Here is a 23,082-nt window from a genome sequence, read left to right on the forward strand (position 1 = left end):
ACATGACTCACCGGCCCTACCGTCCCGTTGTGACATCTGTAGCTATCGCGGACACCCGCGCGCACGCCGCCGACCGGCTCACGCTGGCGGCGGTGACCGGCGGGCAGTTCCTGGCCGTGCTGTCCAGTACGGCGGTCGGCGTCGCGCTGCCGACCATCGGGCACGAACTGCACAGCGGCCCGACCACCTCGGAGTGGATCGTCAACGCCTACGTGCTGGTGTACGCCAGCCTCATGGTCGCCGGCGGCGGCCTCGGCGACCGCTACGGCCGCAAGGGTGCGTTCCTGCTCGGCGTGACCCTGTTCGGGGCCGGCGCACTGCTCGCCGGACTGGCGCCCACCGTCCCGATCCTGTTGGCGGGCAGGGTGATCCAGGGTCTCGGCCCGGCGCTGCTGGTACCGAGCAGCCTCGCGATCGTGCGGGCCACCTTCCACGACGAGCGAGAGCGCGCGGTGGCGATCGGATTGTGGTCGACCAGTTCGGGTCTGGGGATGGCGGTCGGCCCGGTGGTCGGCGGTGTGGTGGTCGCCGAATTCGGCTGGCGCTGGGTGTTGCTGCTCAATGTGCCGCTGGCCGCGGTGGTGGTCGCGGCCGCCGCGCTGGCGGTGCCGCGCCTGCCGCACGCCGCGGCGGAACACGGCTTCGACTGGGCCGCAGCGCCGTTGACGACGGTGGCGATCGGCTCGCTGGCCTTCGGGCTGATCGAGGGTCAGCAGTACGGCTGGGGTTCCGCGCCGGCGCTGGGGGCGTTCGCCGTCACGGTGGTCACCGCGGTGGCATTCCTGGCCTGGGAACGAGGACGGGCCGAACCGCTGGTCGACATCGGGTTGTTCCGCAATCCGGCCTTCGCCGCGGCGAATCTGGCGGGTCTGGTGGTGTTCTTCGCCTTCATCGGCCTGGTGGTCTATCTGAGCGCGTATTTTCAACAGCTGCAAGGACATTCGGCGATCCGGGCCGGTTTCGACGTTTGCGCGATCGGGGTGGCCTTCGCCCTGGCGGCGCCGATCTCGGGACGACTGGTCGGCCGGTTCGGTCCCCGGCCGCCGATGGTGGCGGGCCTGCTGCTCGGCGGCGGCGCGGTGCTGGGACTGCTACGGCTGCAACGGGATACGGGCCTCGGCTCGATCTGGTGGATACTGGCCCTCGGCGGCTTCGGCATCGGGCTGTCGCTGACCCCGATGACCGCGACGGCGGTCGCGGCGGTGCAGCAACATCGCACCGGGATGGCGTCCGCGGTGCACAACGCGCTGCGGCAGGTCGGGCAGGTGCTGGGGGTCGCGGTCCTCGGCGCGCTCGCCTATGGGGGTTCCGGCCTGAGCATCGCCGGACTACATCACGCCTTCGCGGTGGCGGGGGTCTCCATGCTGCTCACCGCGGCGCTGGCCGCCGCGGCCGTGCGCGGCACGCCGCGGCGCGAATAACCGCGCTACTTCGCCGGAAGTGGTTGCGCCGCATCGACGGCGTTGGCCAGCGTGGTGAACGCGGCGCTGTCCCCGGCGCCCTTGATCAGCACCCGGACCGTGCCGAAGTCGGTGACCCAGGCCGGCTCGCTGCCCTGCTGGTGGTAGACCGCCCAGGTGCGGTCGCCCAATTGCTGGGTACCGCTGGGCCGCCGGGCGCCCTCGACATGGCCGGCCAGCACATCCGATGTCGCGTTCGACTGGGTGAGCTGCATGTAGGTGCCCTGCGGTGTGATGAATCCCACCGTGCTCACCTCGCCCCCGCCGGCCCCCGCGACGGTGTCGCGACTGCCGGAATTCGACTTCCAGCCCGCGGGCAGCGCCGGATTGCGCACCGGGAACGACAGGGTGTGCGCATCCGACTTCAGAGCATCGTTCACGTCGAAGGACGGGACGTTGCCGGCGGTCGGGCCGTGCGTCGAGAAGCTGCACTGACTGGCCACGGCCGCGAACACCACGCAGATCAGCACCAGCGGGATCAGCGACCAGACCAGGTCCCGGTAGTCGTGCTGAGTGCGGGGTTTCTGGTAGGACACAGCCCCAGTATCCACGCTGTCGCCGCGGCGGCCGCACACCCCTCCCGCACGCGCGCACAACCCTTCCGCCGGGTCCCGGGACCTGAGCAGGTGATCAACCGCCGAAGGCACTCTGCGACAATTCGGTCAGCGAAGGACAACCTAGGAGGAACGCCATGACGGCATCCACCCCCGCATCCAGCCGCCGCGAGGCCCCGGACCGCAACCTCGCCCTCGAGCTGGTCCGGGTGACCGAGGCAGGCGCCATGGCCGCGGGCCGGTGGGTCGGCCGGGGCGACAAGGAGGGGGGCGACGGCGCCGCCGTGGACGCGATGCGCCAGCTCGTGGCCACCGTCTCCATGCAGGGCATCGTCGTGATCGGTGAGGGCGAGAAGGACGAGGCGCCCATGCTGTACAACGGCGAGGCGGTCGGCGACGGCACCGGGCCCGAGGTCGATTTCGCGGTCGACCCGATCGACGGCACGACCCTGATGTCGAAGGGTTCCCCGGGCGCGATCTCCGTGCTGGCCGTGGCCGAGCGCGGCGCCATGTTCGATCCGTCGGCCGTGTTCTACATGGAGAAGATCGCCGTCGGCCCGGAGGCCGCGGACGTGATCGATATCGCGGCGCCGGTCGCGGAGAACCTGCGCCGGGTGGCGAAGGCCAAGAGCACCCGGATCTCCGCGCTCACGGTGTGCATCCTGGACCGACCCCGGCACGCCGGGCTGATCCAGGAGGTGCGCGACGCGGGCGCCCGCATCCGCCTGATCTCCGACGGCGATGTGGCCGGTGCGATCGCCGCCGCCCGCCCGGATTCCGGCACCGATGTGCTGATCGGCATCGGCGGCACCCCGGAGGGCATCATCGCCGCCGCCGCGATGCGCTGTATGGGCGGCGCGCTGCAGGCCAAACTCGCCCCGAAGGACGAGGCGGAACGGCAGCGGGCCATCGACGCCGGCTACGACCTGGATCGCGTCCTCGACACCCAGGATCTGGTCTCCGGTGAGAACGTGTTCTTCTGCGCGACCGGCGTCACCGACGGTGATCTGCTGCGCGGCGTGCGGTACTTCTCCGGCGGCGCGTCGACACAGTCGATCGTGATGCGCTCGAAGTCCGGCACGGTCCGCATGATCGACGCCTACCACCGGCTGACCAAGCTGCGCGAATACGCCTCGGTCGACTTCACCGGCGACGACCACGCGGCGCCGCCGATGCCCTGACGGGTTTGCGGTGGCTAGGTGCGCTCGGCCAGGTACTCGATGTACAACGGCCGCAGCGCATCGGCCACCGAGCCCTCGCCGGCGTGGACGTAATCGTCGAGCATCGGCAGGATGTACTTGATGTCGGATTCGCTCTCGGCGAGATTCCCGGCCGCCGCCTCGGCCGCCGGAATCTGCTCCAGCAAACCCCACAGGAATTTCACGTCACCGTGCGTGACGGCGTATTTCACCGCCCGGTCGTGGAGTTCCTTCGACGACAGTTGATCCAGTTCCCGAACATCCGCCATGAGGGCACTCTATCCGCTGTGACCGATTCGAGGCTCGCGTCACCCGTCCGTTCGTGCTGCCATGGGGAGATGGCACAGCAGCCGCCCGGCCACGGGGCAGGGCAGCACGGGTTCCGGGTGACCCGGATCTACGAGGCGCCCGATCCGGCCGACGGCACCCGGATCCTGGTGGACCGGCTGTGGCCGCGGGGAGTCAGCAAACAGCAGGCGCACGTGGACGAATGGGCCAGGGACGTCACACCCTCCACCGAACTGCGCCGCTGGCTGCACGGCGATCCGGAACATCGGCAGCGGGAGTTCGAGCGCCGATACCGCGACGAACTCGGCGGTGAACAGCAGCAGCGGGCTCTGACGCGGTTGCGCGAGCTCGCGAACGAGGGTGCGGTGACATTGGTGACCGCGGTGAAGGACACCGCGCACAGTCACATCCCGGTTCTGCTGGAGCAACTCGACCGCTGAGGGTCGCCGCGAGCTGGACATTTACGGGATGTTCACCGTGCCGAACGAGATCACTCTCACCTTGGCGGCGAAATCGCAGTAACGTCGTTTGTGCGGGCCGCGGCGGTGTGGCTCGTACGGGAGGTCCTGATCGTGACTGAGCAACTCAGCGCGAGGGGGCCGGCACCCGGCCCCTGGGGCGATTGATCTTCTCGATCGACCCGCAGGCCGACCGGTCCAGCGAGAGTAGTCCGTGCAAGTGAAGCACGGGCAACGAAGGAGCCCACCGTGACTGATGCACGCTCCGTCAAAACCTTCGTGATCGACACTTCCGTATTGCTGTCGGATCCCTGGGCAGTAACTCGTTTCGGCGAGAACCAGGTGGTCCTTCCGCTGGTAGTGATCAGCGAATTGGAGGCAAAACGCCATCACCACGAACTCGGTTGGTTCGCTCGCGAAGCCCTGCGCATGCTGGACGATCTACGGCTGGAACACGGCCGGCTGGATCAGGACGTGCCGGTCGGCACGGAGCGCGGCACGCTGCGAGTGGAGCTGAACCACACCGATCCCGAGGTGTTGCCGGTGGGATTCCGCACCGATACCAACGATTCCCGGATTCTGGCCTGCGCGCTGAATCTGAAAGCCGAGGGTAATCGGGTGGTCCTGGTGTCCAAGGACATTCCGTTGCGGGTGAAGGCGGGCGCGGTCGGGCTGGACGCCGACGAGTACCACGCGCAGGATGTGATCGTCTCGGGCTGGACCGGTATGACCGAGGTCGATGTCAGCTCCGAATGTGTGGACCGGCTCTACGCGGAGTCCGTCGTCGATCTGGACGAGGCCCGGGATCTGCCCTGCCACACGGGAATTCGGCTGCTGTCCGCGAACGGCAGTGCGCTGGCCCGGATCACCCCGGACAAGCGGGTGCAGTTGGTCCGCGGCGATCGGGAGGCGTTCGGGCTGCACGGCCGGTCCGCCGAACAGCGCATCGCCCTGGATCTGCTGCTCGACGAGAGTGTGGGCATCGTCTCACTCGGCGGTAAGGCGGGCACCGGCAAATCGGCGCTCGCGCTGACCGCCGGCCTGGAAGCGGTGCTGGAACGCCGCACCCAGCGCAAGGTGGTCGTCTTCCGCCCGCTGTACGCGGTCGGCGGCCAGGAGCTGGGCTATCTGCCGGGTAGCGAGAGCGAGAAGATGGGCCCCTGGGCGCAGGCGGTCTTCGACACCCTCGACGGGCTGGCCAGCCCGGAGGTGATGGAGGAGGTGCTCTCCCGCGGGATGCTGGAGGTGCTGCCGCTGACCCACATTCGCGGCCGGTCGCTGCACGATTCCTTCGTGATCGTCGACGAGGCGCAGTCGCTGGAGCGGAACGTGCTGCTCACGGTGCTGAGCCGGCTGGGCAGCGGTTCGCGGGTGGTGCTCACCCACGACGTCGCCCAGCGGGACAACCTGCGGGTCGGCCGGCACGACGGCGTGGCGGCGGTGATCGAGAAACTCAAGGGCCACCCGCTGTTCGCGCACATCACCCTGACCCGCAGCGAGCGGTCGCCGATCGCGGCGCTGGTCACCGAGATGCTGGAGGAGTACGGCCCGCACGCCTGATCCCGCGCAGGTGATCTCCGCGCGGACCCACGGCTGTCGCTGGTGAAGTGGCGGCGCCGGTGCCTCTCGGCTCCGGCGCCGCCGCCTCCCGGCCGTTCCCGGTGGGACGAGATCCCGCTGGTGGTGCGCATTTCTGTGGGATCGCTGTGTCCTTGCCGTGGACAATCGACCAGGACGCCCGAAATCGGCGTCCGATGGGTAAATTTGCCGCGTGCAAAGTTTTTTGACCGACCGTGAGCTGCTGGAATCGCTGGCGCCGGAGGTGGAAGCGAACCTCCAGCGGCACATCGCGGCCGCCGACGAGTGGCAGCCCCACGATTTCGTGCCGTGGGACGACGGGCGCAACTTCGAATTCCTCGGTGGCGTCGACTGGGATCCGGCGCAGTCGCAGCTCGGCGAGACCGCGAAGCTGGCCCTGACGGTGAGCGTCCTGATCGCCGACAACCTGCCCTCCTACCACCGCGAAATCGGGAAATATCTGCGGACCGGGCCGTGGTGGCGCTGGGTCGGCCGCTGGACCGCCGAGGAGAACCGGCACGAGATCCTGCTGCGCAACTACCTGATGGTGACCCGCGCGGTCGACCCGGTGCAGCTGGAACGGTCGCGCATGGAGCACATGACCAACGGCTTCCGGCGCCCGCCACTGCATCTGATCGACGTGCTGGCCGAGGCCGCCCTGGAGGAGGCGGCCGCCGCGGTGCGGCATCGCAACATCGCCGCGCTCGGGGAGAACCCGCTGGTCACCGCGATCGCCGAACGACTGGCCGCCGACGACGAGTTGCAGGCCGTCTTCTTCGCCGACCTGGTCGCCGCCGCCTTCGACCTGGTCCCGGATCAGACCATGCGCGCCGTCGCCGACCGGATCGCGGGCTACCGGGTGCCCGAACTCACCCTGCCCGACGGCCGCAACAGCACCGAGGTGCTCGCCGAGGCGGGCATCTACGATCCGGCCCGCGCCGCGGAACTGGTCTTCGCACCGCTGCTGGAACGTTGGAACATACTGTCCCGCAACGATTTCGGCGAGGAGGGCGAGAAGGCCCGGGCCGAGATCGCGGTCCTGGCGCGTTAGTCGCCGGCCCGGGTTGCCATCAGCGCGGCGAGGCCGTCGAGGATGCGATCGATGCCGAAATTCAGGGCATTGTCGCGGGCACCCGGGCCTCCCGGCTCGGCGAAGGCGGCGAGGGTGTGCGGATAGCGGTCCGCGCGCGCGGACAACGTCGCCGCCAGCTGCCGGGCCATCTCGCTCTCCAACCCGGGCCCGCCCGCCGCCTGCTGTGCGAGCGCACGCGCATGGCCCGCCAGCAACGCGATGGCATCCAGGCGCTCCGGACCGCTGAGACCGGTCTCGGCCAGCGGGGTCAGTCCCGCCTCGAACCAGCCGATCTCGTTGGGCCCCAACGGTCGTACGCCGACCACCAGCTCGTGCATCCAGGGATGCGTCAGCATGCCGCGGTGGACCGCGACGGTCCAGTCGCGCAACTGCCGCCGCCACGGCGGCTCTGCCGGAACATCTTCGGCCACAACGACTTCCGAATCCACGAGGCCGGGAGCCGCACCCATGCCGAAATCCAGCATCAGCGCGGTCAGTTCGGACTTGCCGGGTAGGTACCGGTAGAGGGCCATCTTCGCGCAACCCAGCCGTTCGGCCAGCCGCTGCATGGACAGATTGGCCAGGCCCTCCGCATCGGCGAGGGCGATGGCCTCGCCGACGATACGTTCCAGGGTCAGCGACGGTTTCGGCCCCCGGCGGGGGCGGTCGCGGGTGCCCCACAACAGGTCCAGGGCGGTGGGTGACGGCATACCCTCCATCCTTCCGAACGATGCTTGACGAGGAAACTGCGTCCATCGTACGCTTATCTCATCGAACAGCGTCCCGTGGACGCAGTAATGGGAGGAACCGTCATGCGCAACACCACCGTCCTGATCTCCGGCGCCAGCATCGCCGGTCCGTCGCTGGCCCTCTGTCTGGCGCGGTACGGCTATACGGTCACCGTCGTCGAGAAGGCGCCGGAGCTGCGCCGCGGCGGCCAGGCCGTCGACTTCACCGGTGAGACGCACCGCATCGTGCTGGCGCGGATGGGCATCCTCGACGACATCCGGCGTCGGCAGACCGGTAAGACCGACACGATCCTGTTCGACGAGGCCGGCCGCCGAAAGGCGTTGATCTCAGGCGATTTCACCGGCGGCGATATCGAGATCCTGCGCGGCGACCTGTCCGGCATCCTGTACCGGCGCACGGCCGGTGGTTGCGAATACCTCTTCGGCGACACCGTCACCGCCCTCACCGAGACCGCCGGCGGTGTGCACGTCGAATTCGCACACGCCGAGGCGCGCCGCTTCGACCTGGTGATCGGCTGCGACGGCATCCACTCCCGGGTGCGGCGGCTGGCCTTCGGCCCCGAATCGGACTTCGTCGCCCACAAGGGCTACTACTACGCGATCGCCGGCGCCACACCGTGGGAGACGCCGGCCGACGGCCCCCGCGAGCGCGCGGTGGCGCACGGCTGGAACACCCCCGGCCGCCTGGCCACCTCCGGCGGTTCGAAAGCCGCCCAGATGTACATGTTCACGTCCCCCGAACTCGACTACGCCCGCGACGACATCGACGCCCAGCGCCGCCTGATCGCGGACCGATTCGCCGACATGGGCGGCGAGGTCCCCCGCATGCTCGCCGAACTGCCCCACCTGGACGGTTTCTACCTCGACTCGCTGAGCAAGGTGACGATGCGCGACTACACCAGCGGCCGCATCGCCCTGCTCGGCGACGCGGCCTACGGCATCACCCTCGGCGGCTTCGGCACCGGTCTCGCGGTGGTCGGCGCCTACGTCCTGGCCGGCGAACTCCGCACCGCCGCAGGCGATCACACGATCGCCTTTCCGCGCTACCAGGAAATCATGAAGCGCTACACGAAACTCGCCGGCGGCTCGAACCCCGGCCCGTTCCTGGCCCCCGAAACCGCACTCGGCCTGCGCTTCCGGAACTGGTTCCTCGGCTCCCGCGGCATGGACCTCATGTCGAAGTACACCGACCGCGCCAAGAACGACATCGAACTCCGGGACTACCCGGCGCTCGTGACCGCCTGAGCGACTGTCCACACCCCTGACAGCGAGATGTGCTGCGGCCGTGCGCTGTTCGATTTTCACTCGCGTCCGGGGCGGGGATGTTCTACAGTGACGGACGGGAGGGACTGGGGATGTCCACGGGGAGAAGTGCGATGAAATCGTTTACTGGACAGTCATGCTCACGTACGGCCGGGGCGCTCACGATGCTGGCCGCGGTCACCGTGATCGCCGGCTGCGGTGGCAGCGATGATGTGGTCAGCGCGAGTCCGGACCAGAGTCAGATGGAATCGAACCTGCGCGCGGTGATGAACGCGAAGACCCCGCGCGACGCGTCCGGGCAGTACTGCGCGCAGTTCGCGGAGATCTTCAGCAGCATTCCCGCCGAACTGAGCACCGGTTTCTCCGCCGCCAAGCCGCGCGGGACGCTGACCAAGCTGCAGAAGGTCCAGATCACCGGCGACAAGGCGACCGCCGAGGCGGTCGGCAAGTCCGACACCGGCGGCGACGCCAGCGGTCCGGTCACCTTCCGGAAAGAGAACGGCACCTGGAAGTACTGCCCCGACCTGGGCATGCCGGCCGTGACCCCGCCACCGACGAAGTGATGCGGGTGAGCGGGCATGAGAATTCCTGGCTGGTTGCGGTCCCGCCGCGCGCTGGTGCTGATCGCGGCGGCGCTCGTGGTGGTGGTCGTCGCGGGTATCGGCATCGCCTTGGTGCTGGGCGGGCACCGCATGTCGCCCGCTGAGCGGGAGGCGCGGAGCGAGGCGGAGATCGAGCATGTGCTGCGCACGGTGCTGGATGCGGAGCGGCCCGCCGCGGTGATCGATCTGCACAGCGCGGAGATGCGGGCGCGCTTTCATCTCGCTCAGGCGAACGGGCTGTTGCCGGAGAAGAACGATCGCAGCGATCAAGGCGAGATCCTCTATGTCAGCAACTATTTGATCGACGGCGATCTGGCCAATGCTGATGTGACCCGGCTCTATCCGGACCTCACCGAGATCACCAGTACTTTCGTTCTCGTCAGGGAGGGCGGGAAATGGCTTCTGGCAGGCTGAATCTCGTCCGCTTCTCGGCTTTTCTGGTCGCACTCGTGGTCGCGGCGGTGCTGGGTGCCGGTACCGCCGTCCAGGCGCAGGCGCCCGCACCACCGCCGATCGACCCGGCGTGCGCGACCTTGCCGCAGCGGGCCCTCGCGCACAATGACGCGGCCGAGGCGCACAACAGTCAGGAAGCGGGTATCGACCACACCGATGCCGGTGTGGTGACGTCGTTCAACAACGTCAGCAAGCAGCTCAACGACGAGAAGGCAACGCTCGAGCAGGAACGCGCGAGCTGTGTCACCGCGATTCAGCAGGCACAGGCGGCCACTCGTGCGACCGCTCCCGGTAAACCGGTCCCCGTTTCGAAAGGCCCGCGCGGCCCACCGAGCAAGAGTGAGACGGTCAATGCCTCGCTCGCCGACAAGGCGAAGGATCCGACCTACGTCTACCGGTACTACGACAACGCCGGTCCCAACGGCGAAAAGCGCCGGCGCAATCCCAACGAGGTCGACCTCAACGGCAAACCCGTTCCGGTCCTCCGCCAGGACGCTGCCGACCCGACTCAGTATTTCCCGGTCCCCGATACAGCAATTCCGCCGCAATTCGTGTCCGGTAGCCGCGATCGGCAGAACGCCTCCCTTCCGCAATGGGTGGGTGTCGCCGAGCAGATGTCGGCCCGTTCGATGGCCACCATGATGGTGAACACATGGGAAGCACAGGAGCACCGGGAAATCGCGGCCACCGGTGCGGTCAGCCCGCAGACCGCCGCCGCGCTCGACGCGGTCTACACCGCACAGACGAAGGCGGGCGAGCAGGTCGGGCTGTACGCCGGTCAGCAGTTCCTGGACACCGCCTACCCGGTAGCCCGGTACGACCGGAGTCCTTCGCTCACCGATCCGGCGAACGACAAGTCCGGGACATTCGACGGGGTCTACGAGATAACCGACAAGGCAACCGGGGCGAAGAAGATACTCATCCTCGAGGCGAAGAGTCCGAATTCCGCGTTGGGGTCCCGCAAGGGTGCACAGAACGAGAATTGCAAACAAGGTTCGCGCTGCTATTATGACAGCATCGTGCTCGCACTCACCAATAGTACGTCCGCAATCGAAAGAGACCTCGGATTCCGGCTCTCGACCACCCCCGATTCGGATATCGAATACATCCTGGTACGTGCCATGGTCGCCGAAGAGCAGAGGGACGGGGTCACCGATCAACGATACGACGGGTATCGGAGCGAGCAGTTCGACCTGACAAGATAGGCATCATGACCGTGGATGTGCCCCGCCACTCGATCGATCTCTCGCTCTTCGAAGGCCGCGCCGCCGAATACAGTGAACATCTCGCCAGGTTGCTGCCGTTGCTGGAAACGATGCCGGACAAGTTCGTATTCGCCTGCGGGACAGCGAACTCGTTGTTGTCGGTGCAGTCGCTGGCCGATCCGCAGGGGCTGAGCCGGTCGACGCAAGAGGCCGCGCTGCGGAACGAGCAGCTCGCCGTCGGCATGTTCCAGGTCACCGACGTCGGGTTCGCCGGACAGGCCGCGACAGTGTCACTGCGAGTGCTCGATACGGAACTGACCATTCCCGCGAAGCGGAATCACGCTGCTACCCAAGGGAGCTGGCGAGAGGCGTTCTGGTGGTCCCGCATCGCCCGCGACGACGACGCCTCGACGCTTCTCTCCCGGTTCCCGGTCGACCGCTTGCGCAACACCGGCGACGGCAGTTGGAGCAGTGAATTCACCTATCAGTGGGTATCGATTCTGCAGGATGCCTGGCTGGCCGGTCTGCGCGAACAAACAGGGCGGGTGAACAGCCTCGCTACGAACGAAGACGTCAGCGGACCCGAGGGCCAATACAGGACCGACCACCTACTGCGGCCTCCGATGGACGTCTTCGACGCCCTCGCAGCAGGCGACGGTGAGCGATTCGATCAGGCTCTCGCGGATGCCTTGATCGAATACCGGACGTTCTACGACACCGCTCGAGCACGGACCGATCCCAGTGGATTCGTTTCGGTACCACTGCTGGCCCTCGCCTGCTGGGCCCATGACCTCGGCCTGCCCGTCACCGTCGAATCCGACTACATACCTAAACATTTCATCGAGAACCCCGACTGGGTGGCCGAACTCACCGCCACCTCCACCTAGATCCGGAGGTGGCGGGACCGCGATCGAAAACTATTGCCCGTCCTGAACTTTCGCCATCGACAGCACATCCAGCCGCCGGTCCAGTTCCGCTTCCGACAGCTTGTCCCCGATCAGTCCGCGGTCGATCACGGTCCGACGGATCGTCTTGTGCTCCTTCAGTGCTTCCTTCGCGACCGCCGCGGCCTCCTCGTAGCCGATGGCCGAGTTCAGGGGGGTGACGATGGAGGGTGAGGATTCGGCGAGGTGGCGGAGGTGGTCGATGTCCGCGGTGAGGCCCGTGATGCAGCGGTCGGCGAACAGGCGGGAGACGTTGGCCAGCAGGCGGATCGACTCCAGGATGTTGCGGGCCATCATCGGGATGTAGACGTTGAGTTCGAAGGCGCCGTTGCCGCCGCCCCAGGCGATGGCCGCGTCGTTGCCGATCACCTGGGCCGCTACCTGGGTAACCGCTTCCGGGAGAACGGGATTCACCTTGCCGGGCATGATCGAGGAGCCGGGCTGGAGGTCGGGCAGGTGGAGTTCGCCGAGGCCGGTGAGGGGGCCGGAGCCCATCCAGCGGATGTCGTTGGCGATCTTGGTGAGGCTGATCGCGACCGTGCGCAGGGCGCCGGACAATTCCACCAGGCCGTCGCGGGCCGCCTGGGCCTCGAAATGGTTTCGGGCCTCGGACAATTGGTCCAGGCCGGTGACGCGGCGCAGTTCCGCGGCGACCTGTCCGCCGAAGCCGTCGGGGGCGTTCAGGCCGGTGCCGACCGCGGTGCCGCCGATCGCGAGTTCGCCGACCCGGGGCAGGGTCGCGGCCAGGCGCTCGATGCCGGCCTCGATCTGGTGGGTGTAGCCGCCGAACTCCTGGCCGAGGGTCACCGGGACCGCGTCCATCAGGTGGGTGCGGCCGGACTTCACGACCGTGCGCCACTCGGTTGCCTTGTCCAGCAATCGAAGTCGCAGATGGTCCAGGGACGGGATGAGGTCCTTCACCACCGCCTCGGTCGCGGCGAGGTGGGTCGCGGTCGGGAAGGTGTCGTTGGACGACTGCGACATGTTGACGTCGTCGTTGGGGTGCACGGTCACGCCGGCGCGGGCGGCCAGGGACGCGATCACCTCGTTGGCGTTCATATTCGAGCTGGTACCGGAACCGGTCTGGAACACGTCGATCGGGAACTGGTCGTCGTGCCGGCCCGCCGCGATCTCGCCCGCCGCGGCGGCGATGGCATCGGCCTTCGTGGCGTCCAGCAGGCCCAGATCCCGATTCACCGTGGCGCACGCGGCTTTCAGCAGGCCCAGCGCGCGGATCTGCGCGCGTTCCAGACCGCGGCCGCTGATCGGGAAATTCTCCACCGCACGCTGAGTCTGCGCGCGCCACAACGCGGCCGCCGGGACCCGCACTTCTCCCATCGTGTCCCGCTCGATTCGGTACTGAGTCTGGTCTTCGCTCATGATTCCGACACTATGCGCGGCATCGGGGAAAATGGGCTGCCACGCGTGAGTGGATTCGCACAGCAGCGCCGGGAATATCGGGTTATACGCGCCTGACCGGGCCTTTACCAGGGCCGGTTTGTCACTGCCGGACCGTGACCGCCGAGCGGTAGTTTGGCGGCCATGAGCATTCGTCTCGGGTATCAGATGCCCTATTTCAGCCACGCTGCCTCGCCACGCGAGCTGTTCCCTCAGGTCATCGCCCAGGCGCAGGCCGCGGAGGCGGCCGGTTTCGACGCCGCCCTGGTGATGGACCACTTCTACCAGCTGCCGACGATGGGCACGCCCGACGAGCCGATGCTCGAGGCGTACACCGCGCTCGGCGCGCTGGCCACCGCCACCTCGCGCATCCAGCTGTCGACGCTGGTCACCGGCAACACCTACCGCAATCCGGCCATGCTGGCCAAGACCGTCACCACCCTGGACATGGTCAGCGGCGGTCGCGCGGTGCTGGGTATCGGCGCGGGCTGGTTCGAGTTGGAGCACAACTCGTTCGGCTACGAATTCGGCACCTTCACGGATCGGTTCCAGCGACTCGACGAGGCGCTGCAGATCATCGCGCCGATGTTGCACGGGCAGCGGCCCACGGTGAACGGCAAGTGGTACCACACCGTGGAGGCCATCAACGAGCCGCGCATCCGCGACGATCTGCCGATCATGCTCGGCGGCAGCGGCGAGAAGAAGACCTTCGCCCTGGCCGCGCGCTACGCCGACCATCTCAACATCATCTGCAACGCCGGCGAACTGCCGCAGAAGATCGACGCGCTGCACCAGCGCTGCGCGGAGATCGGCCGCGATCCGAAGACCCTGGAGACCAGCTACCTGGCCTTCACGATCATCGACGCCGACGGTGACCGGGCGCACAAACTGAAGCAGGACATGCTGGATCGGCAGACTGCGCTGGTCGGCGCACCCGTCCCGGCCGATCGGATCTTCGTCGGCGATCCGGACGACGTCGCCGAGCAGATCCAGCGCCGGATCCTCGATCAGGGCGTCGACGGCGTCATCTGCAACATGATCGCCAACGGGCACGAGGAGGGCATCCTCGAACTGGCCGGCAAGGCGCTCGGACCGCTGGTCCACAAGTAATCTGCACCGCTGGTCCAGCCTGCACCGCTGGTCCACAAGTGGTCCGCGAAACGACAGAGCCCCTCGCGCCGCACCGGCGCGAGGGGCTCGATCCGTTCGGATGCGCTCAGCCGAGCAGGCGCCACTCCTCCAGGCCCTCGTACAGCGGGAAGTCGCGGGCCAGTTTCGACACCCGCGCGCGCAGCGACTCGGCATCGGCCGCGCCGGTGAGCGCGGTGGCGATGATGTCGGCGACCTCGGCGAATTCGGTGTCACCGAAGCCTCGGGTGGCCAGCGCCGCAGTGCCGATCCGCAGGCCGGAGGTGACCATCGGCGGCCGCGGGTCGAACGGCACGGCGTTGCGGTTCACGGTGATGCCGATCTCGTGCAGCAGATCCTCGCCCTGCTGGCCGTCCAGCGCCGAATTCCGCAGATCCACCAGCACCAGGTGCACGTCGGTGCCGCCGGTGAGCACGGCGATGCCCTTGGTCTGCACATCGGCGGCGGTCAGCCGCTCGGCCAGCAGCTTCGCACCGGACAGCGTGCGCTCCTGGCGCTGCTTGAACTCGTCGGTACCGGCGATCTTGAACGCCGCGGCCTTGGCGGCGATCACATGCATCAGCGGCCCGCCCTGCTGACCCGGGAACACCGCGCTGTTCAGCTTCTTCGCGAACTCCTGCTTGGCCAGGATCAGCCCCGAACGCGGGCCGCCGAGGGTCTTGTGCACAGTGGACGACACCACATCCGCGTGCGCGACCGGCGACGGGTGCAGACCGGCGGCGACCAGGCCCGCGAAATGCGCCATATCGACCCAGAGGTAGGCGCCGACCTCGTCGGCGATCTCCCGGAACGCCGCGAAATCCAGATGCCGCGGATAGGCCGACCAGCCGGCCACGATCACCGTGGGCCGCGCGTCCTTGGCCTGCTTGCGCACCTCGTCCATATCGATGCGGTGGTCTTCCTTGCTGACCCCGTACGCGTGCACCTCGTACAACTTGCCGGAGAAGTTCAGCCGCATACCGTGGGTGAGGTGACCGCCGTGCGCGAGGTCCAGGCCGAGCAGCCGGTCGCCCGGATTCATCAGCGCCATCAGCACGGCCGCGTTGGCCTGCGCGCCGGAATGCGGCTGCACATTGGCGAATTCGGCCCCGAACAGCTCCTTGACCCGGTTGCGGGCCAGATCCTCGACGACGTCGACGTGCTCACACCCACCGTAGTAGCGGCGACCCGGATATCCCTCGGCGTACTTGTTGGTCAGTACGCTGCCCTGCGCCTGCAACACCGCGCGCGGTACGAAATTCTCCGAGGCGATCATCTCGAGCGTGTCGCGTTCGCGGGCCAATTCGCCGGCCATCGCGGTCGCGAGCTCGGGGTCCAGGTCGGCGAGCGACTGGGTATTGACAGAAGCGGTCGTCTGGGTCACCAGGACAGTCTAGGTGTCCGACCGGAGCCTTCCGGTGCGGGATACCCCAGCTTCCAGGGCTGCCGAGCCGCCCGGAATGCCGTAACGTACGCCGCGCGCGCATGTCGCATCCGGCAGCGGCCGGGTGGGCTTCACATCATGAGTTCACAGAGGTACCAATGCTCTTCTCCGCGGCGCCCATCGCAACCACCGGGACCTTCCTCGACACCATCCTGGCCCTGCTGGCCTCGGCCTGCAGCATCTCCGCCAGCGGCAGCCCGTCCTGCAACACCTGGACCACGTTCTGACCTAGGACATCCGGCGGAGCGCACCGGGTGTGAGCGGTTCGTCCAGCAGCCGGCCGAAGCGGTCGGCGCGGTCGTCCGCGTCGGCGGCCCGGTCCAGCCAGTCGCCGAGCAGCCGGTACCCCTCCACATAGGTGCTGATGTAGGCCCGCCACAGCGGTGACGACAGGAATCGCAGCGACTGCCTGGCCCGTTCCGGCGTGGTCAGGCTCCAGCGCTGGAGGAATTCGGCCACCTCGTCGGCGTCGCGGCCGCGGTCGTGCAGCAGCAGGGCCGCGTCCTGTCGCACGCCGAGCAGTTTCGCGGCGGCGAGGGAGACCCGCTCGGCGCGCTCACCGTCGAAGCGCAGGCCCAGGTCGGCGTAGATCTCCTCGGCCCAGCGGCCCCAGCCGGGGCCGACGATCGACTTCAGCGCCAGATCCGCCAGGCCCTCGGCCATCAGGCATTGCGGCGTGTTCACCAGGAACAGGGTCTGCTCGGCCTGTCCGGCCGACACCAGGCCCGCCTCCTTGCGGCAGTGTTCGGTGTGATGGCCCGGGTAGGCCTCGTGCGCGATCAGCGCGGGCAGATGTGCCATGTGCTGTTTCAGATCGGAGTTGATCGCGACCTTGGAGCGGTAGTCGCCCAGGTAGTAGTTGAACCCGGACCACGGCTTGTCGCCGACCACCTCGTAGTCGATCTGTTCGTGATCGGGCAGCGGATACCGGGCCCGCACCTTCTCCCGCAGCGCGCCGGAGAAGGCGTCCACGCAGTCGCGCAGCCGCTCGGACGGGATCTCGTCGGCCTTGCGGTGCGCGGTCATCCGGTCCAGCAGAGGTCCGTCGCCGGCCAGCACCTCGTCCAGGTGCCGGTGCGCCTCCCGATAGTCCTCGACCTCGCCGGGCGCGATGTCGACGTCGAAATACTCGCGGACCTCCTCGACGAACGGGATCGCGTCGCCCGCGAACTTGCGCGCCGAACATTCCAGCGCGCGCAGATGCACCTCGAGGAATTCCGCGCGGGCGGCCGGCAGCCCGGCCGCGGGCACCTCCCGGCGCAACTCGGCGGCCCGGCGGGCCAGCGCGCGCGGCTGTGGGGCGGGACCGTCGGTCACCTCCCGGCGCAGTGCCGGATCGCCGGTGTAGGCATCGACGAAACCGGGTTCGAGACGGTCGAATGCCAGCCCCAGCCGGAGGTATTCCGGCACCAGCGAGTGCGCGTCCATGTCCGGAGACGATAGTCCGCCGACCCGGACCCGCGCAGCGCCGCGAGGACGCCCGGGAGTGCGCGCGCAGCGGCGGCGGAGAGAAATATCACTCCAAGTTACCCAGCGGTAGTACGACCCCGGGTGCGGCACACTGTTGGCCCGGAGGACAATTCGGTTATGCGAGCAGCGTCGTACGGATCACGCCATGGCGATGCCGCTCGCCCGAACAACGAAGTTTGGCGGGACGGGGTCGTGGGTAAATGGCACGGATGAGCGAGCCGAGTCCCTATGTGGAATTCGACCGTAAACAGTGGCGCACGCTGCGGAAATCCACTCCTCTGGTACTCACCGAGGAAGAACTGACCGGTCTGCGCGGACTCGGCGAGCAGATCGACATGGAAGAGGTGGCCGAGGTCTATCTGCCACTGGCCCGGCTCATCCATCTGCAGGTCGCGGCCCGGCAACGATTGTTCGCGGCGACCGCGACCTTCCTCGGCGAAACCCATCCCGACCACCAGGTACCGTTCGTGATCGGTATCGCGGGCAGCGTGGCCGTCGGCAAATCCACCACCGCGCGCGTGCTCCAGGCGCTGCTGGCCAGGTGGGAGCACCATCCCCGGGTGGACCTCATCACCACCGACGGATTCCTCTACCCCACAGCGGAATTGAACCGTCGCGGAATCATGCACCGCAAGGGTTTCCCGGAGAGTTACGACCGGCGCAAGTTGCTGCGCTTCGTCACCGAGGTGAAATCCGGTGCGGCCGAGGTGTGCGCACCGGTGTATTCACACATCCTGTACGACATCGTGCCGAATGATTTCCACTGCGTGCGGCAACCGGACATCCTCGTCGTCGAGGGGCTGAACGTACTGCAAACCGGACCGCGGCTCATGGTGTCGGATCTGTTCGATTTCTCGATCTATGTCGACGCGCGCATCGAGGATATCGAGCAGTGGTATATCAATCGTTTTCTCACACTGCGCAAAACGGCATTCTCGGATCCCAATTCGCACTTCCATCACTATGCGAAGCTGACCGACGACGAGGCGACCGCCACCGCACAGGAGATCTGGAACTCCACCAACCGGCCGAATCTGGTGGAGAACATTCTGCCCACCCGGCCGCGCGCGACCCTGGTGCTGCGCAAGGACGGCGATCACGCCATCAATCGAATCCGGTTGCGCAAGCTCTGAATCGGGGCTCAGATGCCGTACCGGCGGTGGCGGGCGGCGTAATCGCGCAGTGCGCGCAGGAAGTCCACCCGCCGGAACGCCGGCCAGTACGCCTCCGTGAACCAGATCTCCGAATATGCGCTCTGCCACAACAGGAATCCGGACAGCCGCTGCTCGCCGGAGGTGCGGATGACCAGATCCGGATCCGGCTGACCCGAGGTGTACAGGTGCTGGCCGATGGCGTCGACGGTGATCGACTGCACCAGATCCTCACCGGTCTCCCCCGCGGCCATCTCCTGCCGCACCAGGGACCGCACCGCGTCGGCGATCTCCTGCCGTCCGCCGTATCCGATCGCGACGTTGACGTGCACGCCGCTGCGGCCGTGTGTCTCGGCCGCGGCCTTCTCCATCCGGCGCGCGATCTCGCCCGGCAGGCCGTCGAGCGAGCCCACGATGCGCACGCTCCAGTTCTTCTCCGGCGCGGACAACTCCTCGACCACGTCGGGGATCACCTCGAACAGGGTTTCCAGCTCGTCCGGCGCGCGGCGCAGATTCTCGGTGGACAGCAGGTAGACGGTGACCAGTTCGATGCCCTCGGCATGACACCAGTCCACCAGTTCGGCGATCTTCAGCGCGCCGACCCGATGGCCGTGCGCGACATCGGTGAAGCCGTTCTCGCGGGCCCAGCGCCGGTTGCCGTCGCAGACCACCGCGACGTGCCGGGGGTGCTGCCGGCCGGCGAGTTGTTTCGACAGCCGCGTCTCGTAGACGCGATAGGGCAGCAGCCGCAGCCTGGCCTTCACGCCGCGCCCCCGCTCATCGACCGCTCCGGGTTCGGCTTCGGGCGCCTCGGCTGTCCGTCACAGATGCTCGACCGCCTCTCCGCATTGTCCATACTCGTCCGCCTCTGCGCGATGCTGGTTCACCTCTCCGCGAGTTCGGCCGCACGAGTCGGAGCCGCGGTGGCTGGCACAGGTCATACCCTAGTGCGGCCGGACCGGCAGGTTCCAGGGAAGGCACCCGTGTACTCCCACCAAATCAGCCGTGGCCCGCCGGGTGCAAGTCGGGCGGGGCACAGCGACATCGGCGCCTCGCCGGGGCGCGCGGGCGGTACAGTGACGAAGCAAACCTACGGAACCGTAGGTTACTCGGGAGGTAAGTACGTGTCCGTGGACGAGGGGCCGGTGACCGGGGTGCCGGCGGCCGTCGAAGCCGTGGTCAGACCGCTGATGCGGGGATGGATCCACACCTATGCCGTCGGATTCGCGGCGGTCGCGGGGATCGTGCTGGTCTCCGTCGCGGCCACGCGATCGACGCTGGCCGGTTGGTCGACACTGGTGTACGCGCTGACGGTGTGCGGCGTGTTCGGGGTGAGCGCCACCTATCACCGGGTCACCTGGCGCAGCGACCGCACCCGGATGCGGATGAAACGCGCCGACCATTCGATGATCTTCCTGTTCATCGCGGGCAGCTACACCCCGTTCGCGCTGCTGGGCCTGCCCCGGCAGTCCGGCGTGACCCTGCTGACCGTGGTGTGGATCGGCGCGGTGGCCGGGGTGGGCCTGAAACTGCTGTGGCCGACCGCGCCACGCTGGGTGGGGGTGCCGCTGTATCTGCTGCTCGGCTGGGCGATCGTGCCGGTGGCGGCCACGCTCACGCACCGGGTCGGGGTGACGCCGATGGTGTTGCTGCTCGTCGGCGGGATCGCCTACAGCGTCGGCGCGATCCTGTACGCGGCCAAATGGCCCGATCCCTGGCCCCGGGTCTTCGGTCATCACGAGTTCTTCCATGCGGCAACGGTTCTCGCGGCCATATGTCACTACGTGGCGGTGTGGCTGGTACTACCGTAGACGCTCATGGGCCGGCTGATTCTGTGGGCGCTGCGGGCACGCTGGGGCCTGTCGGCGGTGGTGATGGCCTGCAACCTCAGCGGCCTCGGCGTGATCGTCAGCGAATTGTGGCTCAGCGGTTTCCTCGGCCGGATGGGCGCGGACTGGATGTCGGCGGTGTCGCGGATCGCGATCTATCCGACGCTGGGCGCGCTGGCCGGGATCGTGCTGGCCGTCCGGGACCGGGACCACTACTTCGGCTGGCTCGACGCCCACCGCGGGCCGGGCCCGGTGGAGGCCCGGCGGCTGCTGCAACTGCCGATCGCGATCACCGCACGGGCACTGGCGATCTGGCTGCCGGGCGTGATCATCGCGGGCATCCTGTTCGCCCACGAGATCGACCGCCGGGCGCTGCCCACCGTGCTCGGTATGTTCACCCTCGGCGCGTTCGAATCGGCCGGGCTGACCTTCCTGATCGTCGACCGGATGATCCGGCCGACCATTCCCGCGGTGGCCGCGGTACTCGGCCCCGCCATGCACTGGAGCGCCACCGTGCTGAACCGCGTGGTGGTGTCGTGGATCGTATCGGCGGCCGTGCCGATGCTGGGCCTGATCACGGTGCTGTCCGATGCCGAATCCGGTACCGCGGAACGGGTCCGCACCGGCATCTATCTGGCGTGCATCAGTATCGCGGTCGGCGCGCTGGCGACGTCGGCCCTCGCGCTGGCCGTCGCCGAACCGCTGCGGCTGCTGCGCCGCGCAGTGGACCGGGTGGCGCACGGCGACCTCGACGTCGAGGTCCCGATCGGCAGCACCAGCGAGATCGGCCGCCTGGAACACTCGGTGAACGAACTGGTGGCGAATCTCCGTGAGCGCGAACGCATGCGGGACGTGTTCGGCCGCCACGTCGGCCCGCAGGTGGCCGCCCGAGCCCTCGCCGGCGGCGCCGACCTCACCGGCGACCTGCGCGAGGTGACCACCCTGTTCGTCGACGTGACCGGATCGGTGCAGATGTCCACCGGCCTGCCGCCCCGCGAATTCGTCGCCACGCTGAACCGGCTCCTGTCGACGGTGGTCGCCGCCACCGAGGAGAACGGCGGCCTGGTCAACAAATTCGAGGGCGACGCCGCACTGTGCATCTTCGGCGCACCGATTCCCATGGCGGACAACGCGACTCCCGCGCTGCGCGCCGCCCGCCGGATCCGCGACGAGGTGATCGCGGCGGCCGAACTCGACATCGGGATCGGCGTGGCGCGGGGTCTGGTGTTCGCCGGGGACGTCGGCACCGACACCCGCCTGGAGTTCACCGTGATCGGCGACGCGGTCAACGAGGCGGCCCGGCTCACCACCGAGGCGAAACGGGTGCCGCGCCGAATCCTGGTGAGCCAGGACGTGATCGAGGCCGCCACCGCTGCCGAGGGCACGAATTGGCAACGGTACGAGACCATCCAGCTCCGCGGGCGGCCCGCGCCGACCTACTGCTGGACCGATGTGCCGGTGGAGTTGCCCGATGTCGGGACCGATTCCGCCGGTGCTGCGGGTGTTCCCGTCGCCGCCACAACCGATTTCGTCACCGCGTCGGCCGAAATCGACATCGCCGACCGGGCCGCTGTCGACATCCGGCCGATCCTGGAGACCGGCGACGGGTCGGCGCCGCAGCCGGGCCGGGCACCGTAGTACCCGGCCCGGCTCACCGTTACGTGCGGTACCGGAACAGGATTCGGCCGCGGGCGAGGTCGTAGGGGCTCAGCTCCACGAGCACCCGGTCCTGCGGCAGGATCTTGATGTAGTTCTTCCGGATCTTCCCGCTGATGTGCGCGAGTACCGTGTGCCCGTTGGGGAGTTCCACCCGGAAGGTGGCGTTGCGCAGGCACTCGACGACGGTGCCCTCGATCTCGATACCTTTGCCGTTGTTCATCCGATCGCTCATCGCAGCACCAACTCCAGGTTGCTGCCCGCACGACCGCCGCCGATGCCGTCGAACAGCCCGAGAGTGGCGGTGTCGGCGGCGTTCACATATGCCGACACCGTCGCGATCCCGGACCGGTGCAGTGCGCCGAGCACCTCGGTGAGCAGGGCTCGGGCGATGCCGCGGCGGCGATGATCGACGCGCACGCCGACGAACTCGATCCGGGCATGCCGGCGGCGCATCCCGATCCGGAGCAGGCCGACGTAGCCGCCCGATCCGACCGCGACCGCATACCGTGCCGGATCGACCGGCACCCGCCCGTCCGGGCAGGCGACGATCTCGACCGGCACGAAACCACCGGCCCCGGCCTCGATCTCGGCGCGAATCGTGTCGTCCGCCAGCCGGAGTGGTTCTGCTCGCGCCGCGCCGAGCGGCAGGATCGTCACCTCCTCAGGAATCGGCGCCTTGTCGAGACCGCCGGTGGACAGGAAGTATTCCCACTCCCGGCGGCCGATAGCGAAACCCGCTCGCTCCCAGGCGATTCGCAGTGCGGTGTCGACCTCGTCGACCACCGTGTACAGCGGCGCGGGCAGATTCGGCAGCATCGCCGCGGCCAGTTCGTCGAAAACCGGCTCGTGCCATGCGTCGATGCTGAGGAAGATCCGGCCGTCGGGCCGCTGTGTGGCCTCGCCTCGGCCGACCACTCGGTCGTCGGCCACCGCGTGCCATTGTGTTTCCGCAACTCGGGTGATCGTTGCGGTGGGTTCACCCGTACCGGGTGTGAATGGTGTGAAAGTCATCGGTCGTCGCCTTTCGGGATTGCCTTGCTGTGCAGGCGCTCCCGGCGACGGCTAGATCGTTCGCCCGACCGTGATGACGAGAGGGAGGCCCCACATGCTCATAGTGTTCACGGGTCTCACCTCCTTGCCGAATGTCACGGTTCCCGGACAGTATCAGTCGGCCCGCC

The 23,082-nt window shown here is 68.0% G+C and carries 24 protein-coding genes; 15 read left to right on the top strand and 9 right to left on the bottom strand.

Going from position 1 to position 23,082, the window contains the following annotated elements; all coding sequences use genetic code 11:
• Positions 1-29 precede the first annotated feature (29 nt).
• Positions 30-1,421, top strand: a complete 1,392-nt coding sequence (locus G361_RS44480) for an MFS transporter (RefSeq protein ID WP_196814528.1) — start codon at positions 30-32, stop codon at positions 1,419-1,421.
• A 5-nt stretch (positions 1,422-1,426) separates the two neighbouring features.
• Here the strand turns inward: G361_RS44480 and G361_RS0122405 are convergent, their stop codons facing one another.
• Entirely contained in the window at positions 1,427-1,996 is a 570-nt protein-coding gene (locus G361_RS0122405; protein ID WP_019929358.1) for a DUF4245 domain-containing protein, read from the bottom strand.
• Positions 1,997-2,151: 155 nt separating this feature from the next.
• Between G361_RS0122405 and glpX the strand changes: the two genes are divergently transcribed.
• Positions 2,152-3,195: a class II fructose-bisphosphatase gene (gene glpX / locus G361_RS0122410; protein WP_019929359.1), complete on the top strand. Its 1,044-nt coding sequence runs from the start codon at positions 2,152-2,154 to the stop codon at positions 3,193-3,195.
• A gap of 14 nt (positions 3,196-3,209) precedes the next feature.
• Here glpX and G361_RS0122415 read toward each other — a convergent pair whose 3' ends face one another.
• Positions 3,210-3,482 carry a hypothetical protein gene (locus G361_RS0122415; RefSeq protein ID WP_019929360.1) on the bottom strand — a complete coding sequence of 91 codons (273 nt, stop codon included), beginning with the start codon at positions 3,480-3,482 and terminating at the stop codon, positions 3,210-3,212.
• 69 nt (positions 3,483-3,551) lie between these two features.
• On the opposite strand from G361_RS0122415, the gene G361_RS0122420 reads away from it, so the two are divergent.
• The 3 genes from G361_RS0122420 to G361_RS0122430 all read left to right on the top strand — a co-directional run bounded on the left by G361_RS0122420 (position 3,552) and on the right by G361_RS0122430 (position 6,588).
• A complete protein-coding gene (locus tag G361_RS0122420; protein ID WP_019929361.1) occupies positions 3,552-3,941 on the top strand; it encodes a DUF488 domain-containing protein in 390 nt (129 codons plus the stop codon).
• Positions 3,942-4,208: 267 nt separating this feature from the next.
• Positions 4,209-5,519: a PhoH family protein gene (locus tag G361_RS0122425; RefSeq protein ID WP_019929362.1), complete on the top strand. Its 1,311-nt coding sequence runs from the start codon at positions 4,209-4,211 to the stop codon at positions 5,517-5,519.
• A 211-nt stretch (positions 5,520-5,730) separates the two neighbouring features.
• A complete protein-coding gene (locus G361_RS0122430) occupies positions 5,731-6,588 on the top strand; it encodes an acyl-ACP desaturase (protein ID WP_036494217.1) in 858 nt (285 codons plus the stop codon).
• Here the strand turns inward: G361_RS0122430 and G361_RS0122435 are convergent.
• Positions 6,585-7,328 (bottom strand): TetR/AcrR family transcriptional regulator C-terminal domain-containing protein, encoded by a 744-nt coding sequence (locus tag G361_RS0122435; RefSeq protein ID WP_019929364.1) that lies wholly within the window; start codon positions 7,326-7,328, stop codon positions 6,585-6,587. The two genes, G361_RS0122430 and G361_RS0122435, sit on opposite strands and share 4 nt — an antisense overlap.
• Positions 7,329-7,421: 93 nt before the next feature.
• Between G361_RS0122435 and G361_RS0122440 the strand changes: the two genes are divergently transcribed.
• The 5 genes from G361_RS0122440 (at position 7,422) to G361_RS0122460 (ending at position 11,768) form a co-directional block, all read left to right on the top strand.
• Positions 7,422-8,603, top strand: a complete 1,182-nt coding sequence (locus G361_RS0122440; protein ID WP_026343370.1) for an FAD-dependent monooxygenase — start codon at positions 7,422-7,424, stop codon at positions 8,601-8,603.
• A 131-nt stretch (positions 8,604-8,734) separates the two neighbouring features.
• Positions 8,735-9,184, top strand: coding sequence for a hypothetical protein (locus G361_RS0122445; protein WP_196814529.1), 450 nt, complete (start codon positions 8,735-8,737; stop codon positions 9,182-9,184).
• Positions 9,185-9,217: 33 nt separating this feature from the next.
• A complete protein-coding gene (locus tag G361_RS0122450; protein WP_155981549.1) occupies positions 9,218-9,637 on the top strand; it encodes a hypothetical protein in 420 nt (139 codons plus the stop codon).
• Positions 9,619-10,881, top strand: a complete 1,263-nt coding sequence (locus G361_RS0122455) for a hypothetical protein (RefSeq protein ID WP_019929368.1) — start codon at positions 9,619-9,621, stop codon at positions 10,879-10,881. The genes G361_RS0122450 and G361_RS0122455 overlap by 19 nt, the downstream gene beginning before the upstream one ends.
• 5 nt (positions 10,882-10,886) lie before the next feature.
• Complete coding sequence (locus G361_RS0122460; RefSeq protein ID WP_019929369.1) at positions 10,887-11,768, top strand: immunity 49 family protein; 882 nt, start codon at positions 10,887-10,889, stop codon at positions 11,766-11,768.
• Between the two features lie 30 nt (positions 11,769-11,798).
• Here the strand turns inward: G361_RS0122460 and G361_RS0122465 are convergent, their stop codons facing one another.
• Positions 11,799-13,205, bottom strand: a complete 1,407-nt coding sequence (locus tag G361_RS0122465; RefSeq protein WP_026343371.1) for a class II fumarate hydratase — start codon at positions 13,203-13,205, stop codon at positions 11,799-11,801.
• A gap of 162 nt (positions 13,206-13,367) precedes the next feature.
• Here G361_RS0122465 and G361_RS0122470 point away from each other — a divergent pair, with 162 nt between their 5' ends.
• Positions 13,368-14,333, top strand: a complete 966-nt coding sequence (locus tag G361_RS0122470; protein ID WP_019929371.1) for an LLM class F420-dependent oxidoreductase — start codon at positions 13,368-13,370, stop codon at positions 14,331-14,333.
• 106 nt (positions 14,334-14,439) lie between these two features.
• On the opposite strand, the gene glyA is transcribed toward G361_RS0122470, so the two are convergent.
• Positions 14,440-15,735, bottom strand: a complete 1,296-nt coding sequence (gene glyA / locus G361_RS0122475) for a serine hydroxymethyltransferase (RefSeq protein WP_019929372.1) — start codon at positions 15,733-15,735, stop codon at positions 14,440-14,442.
• A gap of 158 nt (positions 15,736-15,893) precedes the next feature.
• On the opposite strand from glyA, the gene G361_RS51480 reads away from it, so the two are divergent.
• The gene (locus G361_RS51480) at positions 15,894-16,022 is read left to right on the top strand and encodes a hypothetical protein (protein WP_255359829.1); all 129 of its coding nucleotides are present in this window, start codon (positions 15,894-15,896) and stop codon (positions 16,020-16,022) included.
• A gap of 1 nt (position 16,023) precedes the next feature.
• On the opposite strand, the gene G361_RS0122485 is transcribed toward G361_RS51480, so the two are convergent.
• Positions 16,024-17,223 carry a hypothetical protein gene (locus tag G361_RS0122485; RefSeq protein WP_019929374.1) on the bottom strand — a complete coding sequence of 400 codons (1,200 nt, stop codon included), beginning with the start codon at positions 17,221-17,223 and terminating at the stop codon, positions 16,024-16,026.
• A gap of 242 nt (positions 17,224-17,465) precedes the next feature.
• On the opposite strand from G361_RS0122485, the gene coaA reads away from it, so the two are divergent.
• On the top strand, positions 17,466-18,398 hold the full coding sequence (gene coaA / locus G361_RS0122490) for a type I pantothenate kinase (protein WP_019929375.1): 933 nt from the start codon (positions 17,466-17,468) through the stop codon (positions 18,396-18,398).
• Positions 18,399-18,406: 8 nt separating this feature from the next.
• On the opposite strand, the gene G361_RS0122495 is transcribed toward coaA, so the two are convergent.
• Complete coding sequence (locus G361_RS0122495) at positions 18,407-19,180, bottom strand: isoprenyl transferase (RefSeq protein ID WP_019929376.1); 774 nt, start codon at positions 19,178-19,180, stop codon at positions 18,407-18,409.
• A 426-nt stretch (positions 19,181-19,606) separates the two neighbouring features.
• Here G361_RS0122495 and G361_RS0122500 point away from each other — a divergent pair, with 426 nt between their 5' ends.
• Positions 19,607-20,227 carry a hemolysin III family protein gene (locus G361_RS0122500; protein ID WP_052172861.1) on the top strand — a complete coding sequence of 207 codons (621 nt, stop codon included), beginning with the start codon at positions 19,607-19,609 and terminating at the stop codon, positions 20,225-20,227.
• A 6-nt stretch (positions 20,228-20,233) separates the two neighbouring features.
• A complete protein-coding gene (locus tag G361_RS44485; RefSeq protein WP_019929378.1) occupies positions 20,234-21,883 on the top strand; it encodes an adenylate/guanylate cyclase domain-containing protein in 1,650 nt (549 codons plus the stop codon).
• Positions 21,884-21,902: 19 nt separating this feature from the next.
• On the opposite strand, the gene infA is transcribed toward G361_RS44485, so the two are convergent.
• Together infA and G361_RS0122515 are read right to left on the bottom strand one after the other, a co-directional pair.
• Positions 21,903-22,124, bottom strand: a complete 222-nt coding sequence (infA, locus tag G361_RS0122510; RefSeq protein WP_026343373.1) for a translation initiation factor IF-1 — start codon at positions 22,122-22,124, stop codon at positions 21,903-21,905.
• An 8-nt stretch (positions 22,125-22,132) separates the two neighbouring features.
• Entirely contained in the window at positions 22,133-22,834 is a 702-nt protein-coding gene (locus tag G361_RS0122515; protein WP_019929380.1) for an N-acetyltransferase, read from the bottom strand.
• Between the last annotated feature and the right edge of the window lie 248 nt (positions 22,835-23,082).

The sequence above is a fragment of the Nocardia sp. BMG111209 genome (genome assembly GCF_000381925.1).
Taxonomy (GTDB): domain Bacteria; phylum Actinomycetota; class Actinomycetes; order Mycobacteriales; family Mycobacteriaceae; genus Nocardia.

Excerpts from the sequence above, each read along its gene's own strand:
- coaA (WP_019929375.1), top strand. The coding sequence starts at position 17,466 with ATGGCACGGATGAGCGAGCCGAGTCCCTATGTGGAATTCGACCGTAAA.
- G361_RS0122415 (WP_019929360.1), bottom strand. The coding sequence starts at position 3,482 with ATGGCGGATGTTCGGGAACTGGATCAACTGTCGTCGAAGGAACTCCAC.
- G361_RS0122465 (WP_026343371.1), bottom strand. The coding sequence starts at position 13,205 with ATGAGCGAAGACCAGACTCAGTACCGAATCGAGCGGGACACGATGGGA.
- G361_RS0122420 (WP_019929361.1), top strand. The coding sequence starts at position 3,552 with ATGGCACAGCAGCCGCCCGGCCACGGGGCAGGGCAGCACGGGTTCCGG.
- G361_RS0122455 (WP_019929368.1), top strand. The coding sequence starts at position 9,619 with ATGGCTTCTGGCAGGCTGAATCTCGTCCGCTTCTCGGCTTTTCTGGTC.
- G361_RS44485 (WP_019929378.1), top strand. The coding sequence starts at position 20,234 with ATGGGCCGGCTGATTCTGTGGGCGCTGCGGGCACGCTGGGGCCTGTCG.
- infA (WP_026343373.1), bottom strand. The coding sequence starts at position 22,124 with ATGAACAACGGCAAAGGTATCGAGATCGAGGGCACCGTCGTCGAGTGC.
- glpX (WP_019929359.1), top strand. The coding sequence starts at position 2,152 with ATGACGGCATCCACCCCCGCATCCAGCCGCCGCGAGGCCCCGGACCGC.
- G361_RS51480 (WP_255359829.1), top strand. The coding sequence starts at position 15,894 with ATGCTCTTCTCCGCGGCGCCCATCGCAACCACCGGGACCTTCCTCGAC.
- G361_RS0122470 (WP_019929371.1), top strand. The coding sequence starts at position 13,368 with ATGAGCATTCGTCTCGGGTATCAGATGCCCTATTTCAGCCACGCTGCC.
- G361_RS0122460 (WP_019929369.1), top strand. The coding sequence starts at position 10,887 with ATGACCGTGGATGTGCCCCGCCACTCGATCGATCTCTCGCTCTTCGAA.
- G361_RS0122500 (WP_052172861.1), top strand. The coding sequence starts at position 19,607 with ATGCGGGGATGGATCCACACCTATGCCGTCGGATTCGCGGCGGTCGCG.
- G361_RS0122485 (WP_019929374.1), bottom strand. The coding sequence starts at position 17,223 with ATGGACGCGCACTCGCTGGTGCCGGAATACCTCCGGCTGGGGCTGGCA.
- G361_RS0122445 (WP_196814529.1), top strand. The coding sequence starts at position 8,735 with ATGAAATCGTTTACTGGACAGTCATGCTCACGTACGGCCGGGGCGCTC.
- G361_RS0122435 (WP_019929364.1), bottom strand. The coding sequence starts at position 7,328 with ATGGAGGGTATGCCGTCACCCACCGCCCTGGACCTGTTGTGGGGCACC.
- G361_RS0122440 (WP_026343370.1), top strand. The coding sequence starts at position 7,422 with ATGCGCAACACCACCGTCCTGATCTCCGGCGCCAGCATCGCCGGTCCG.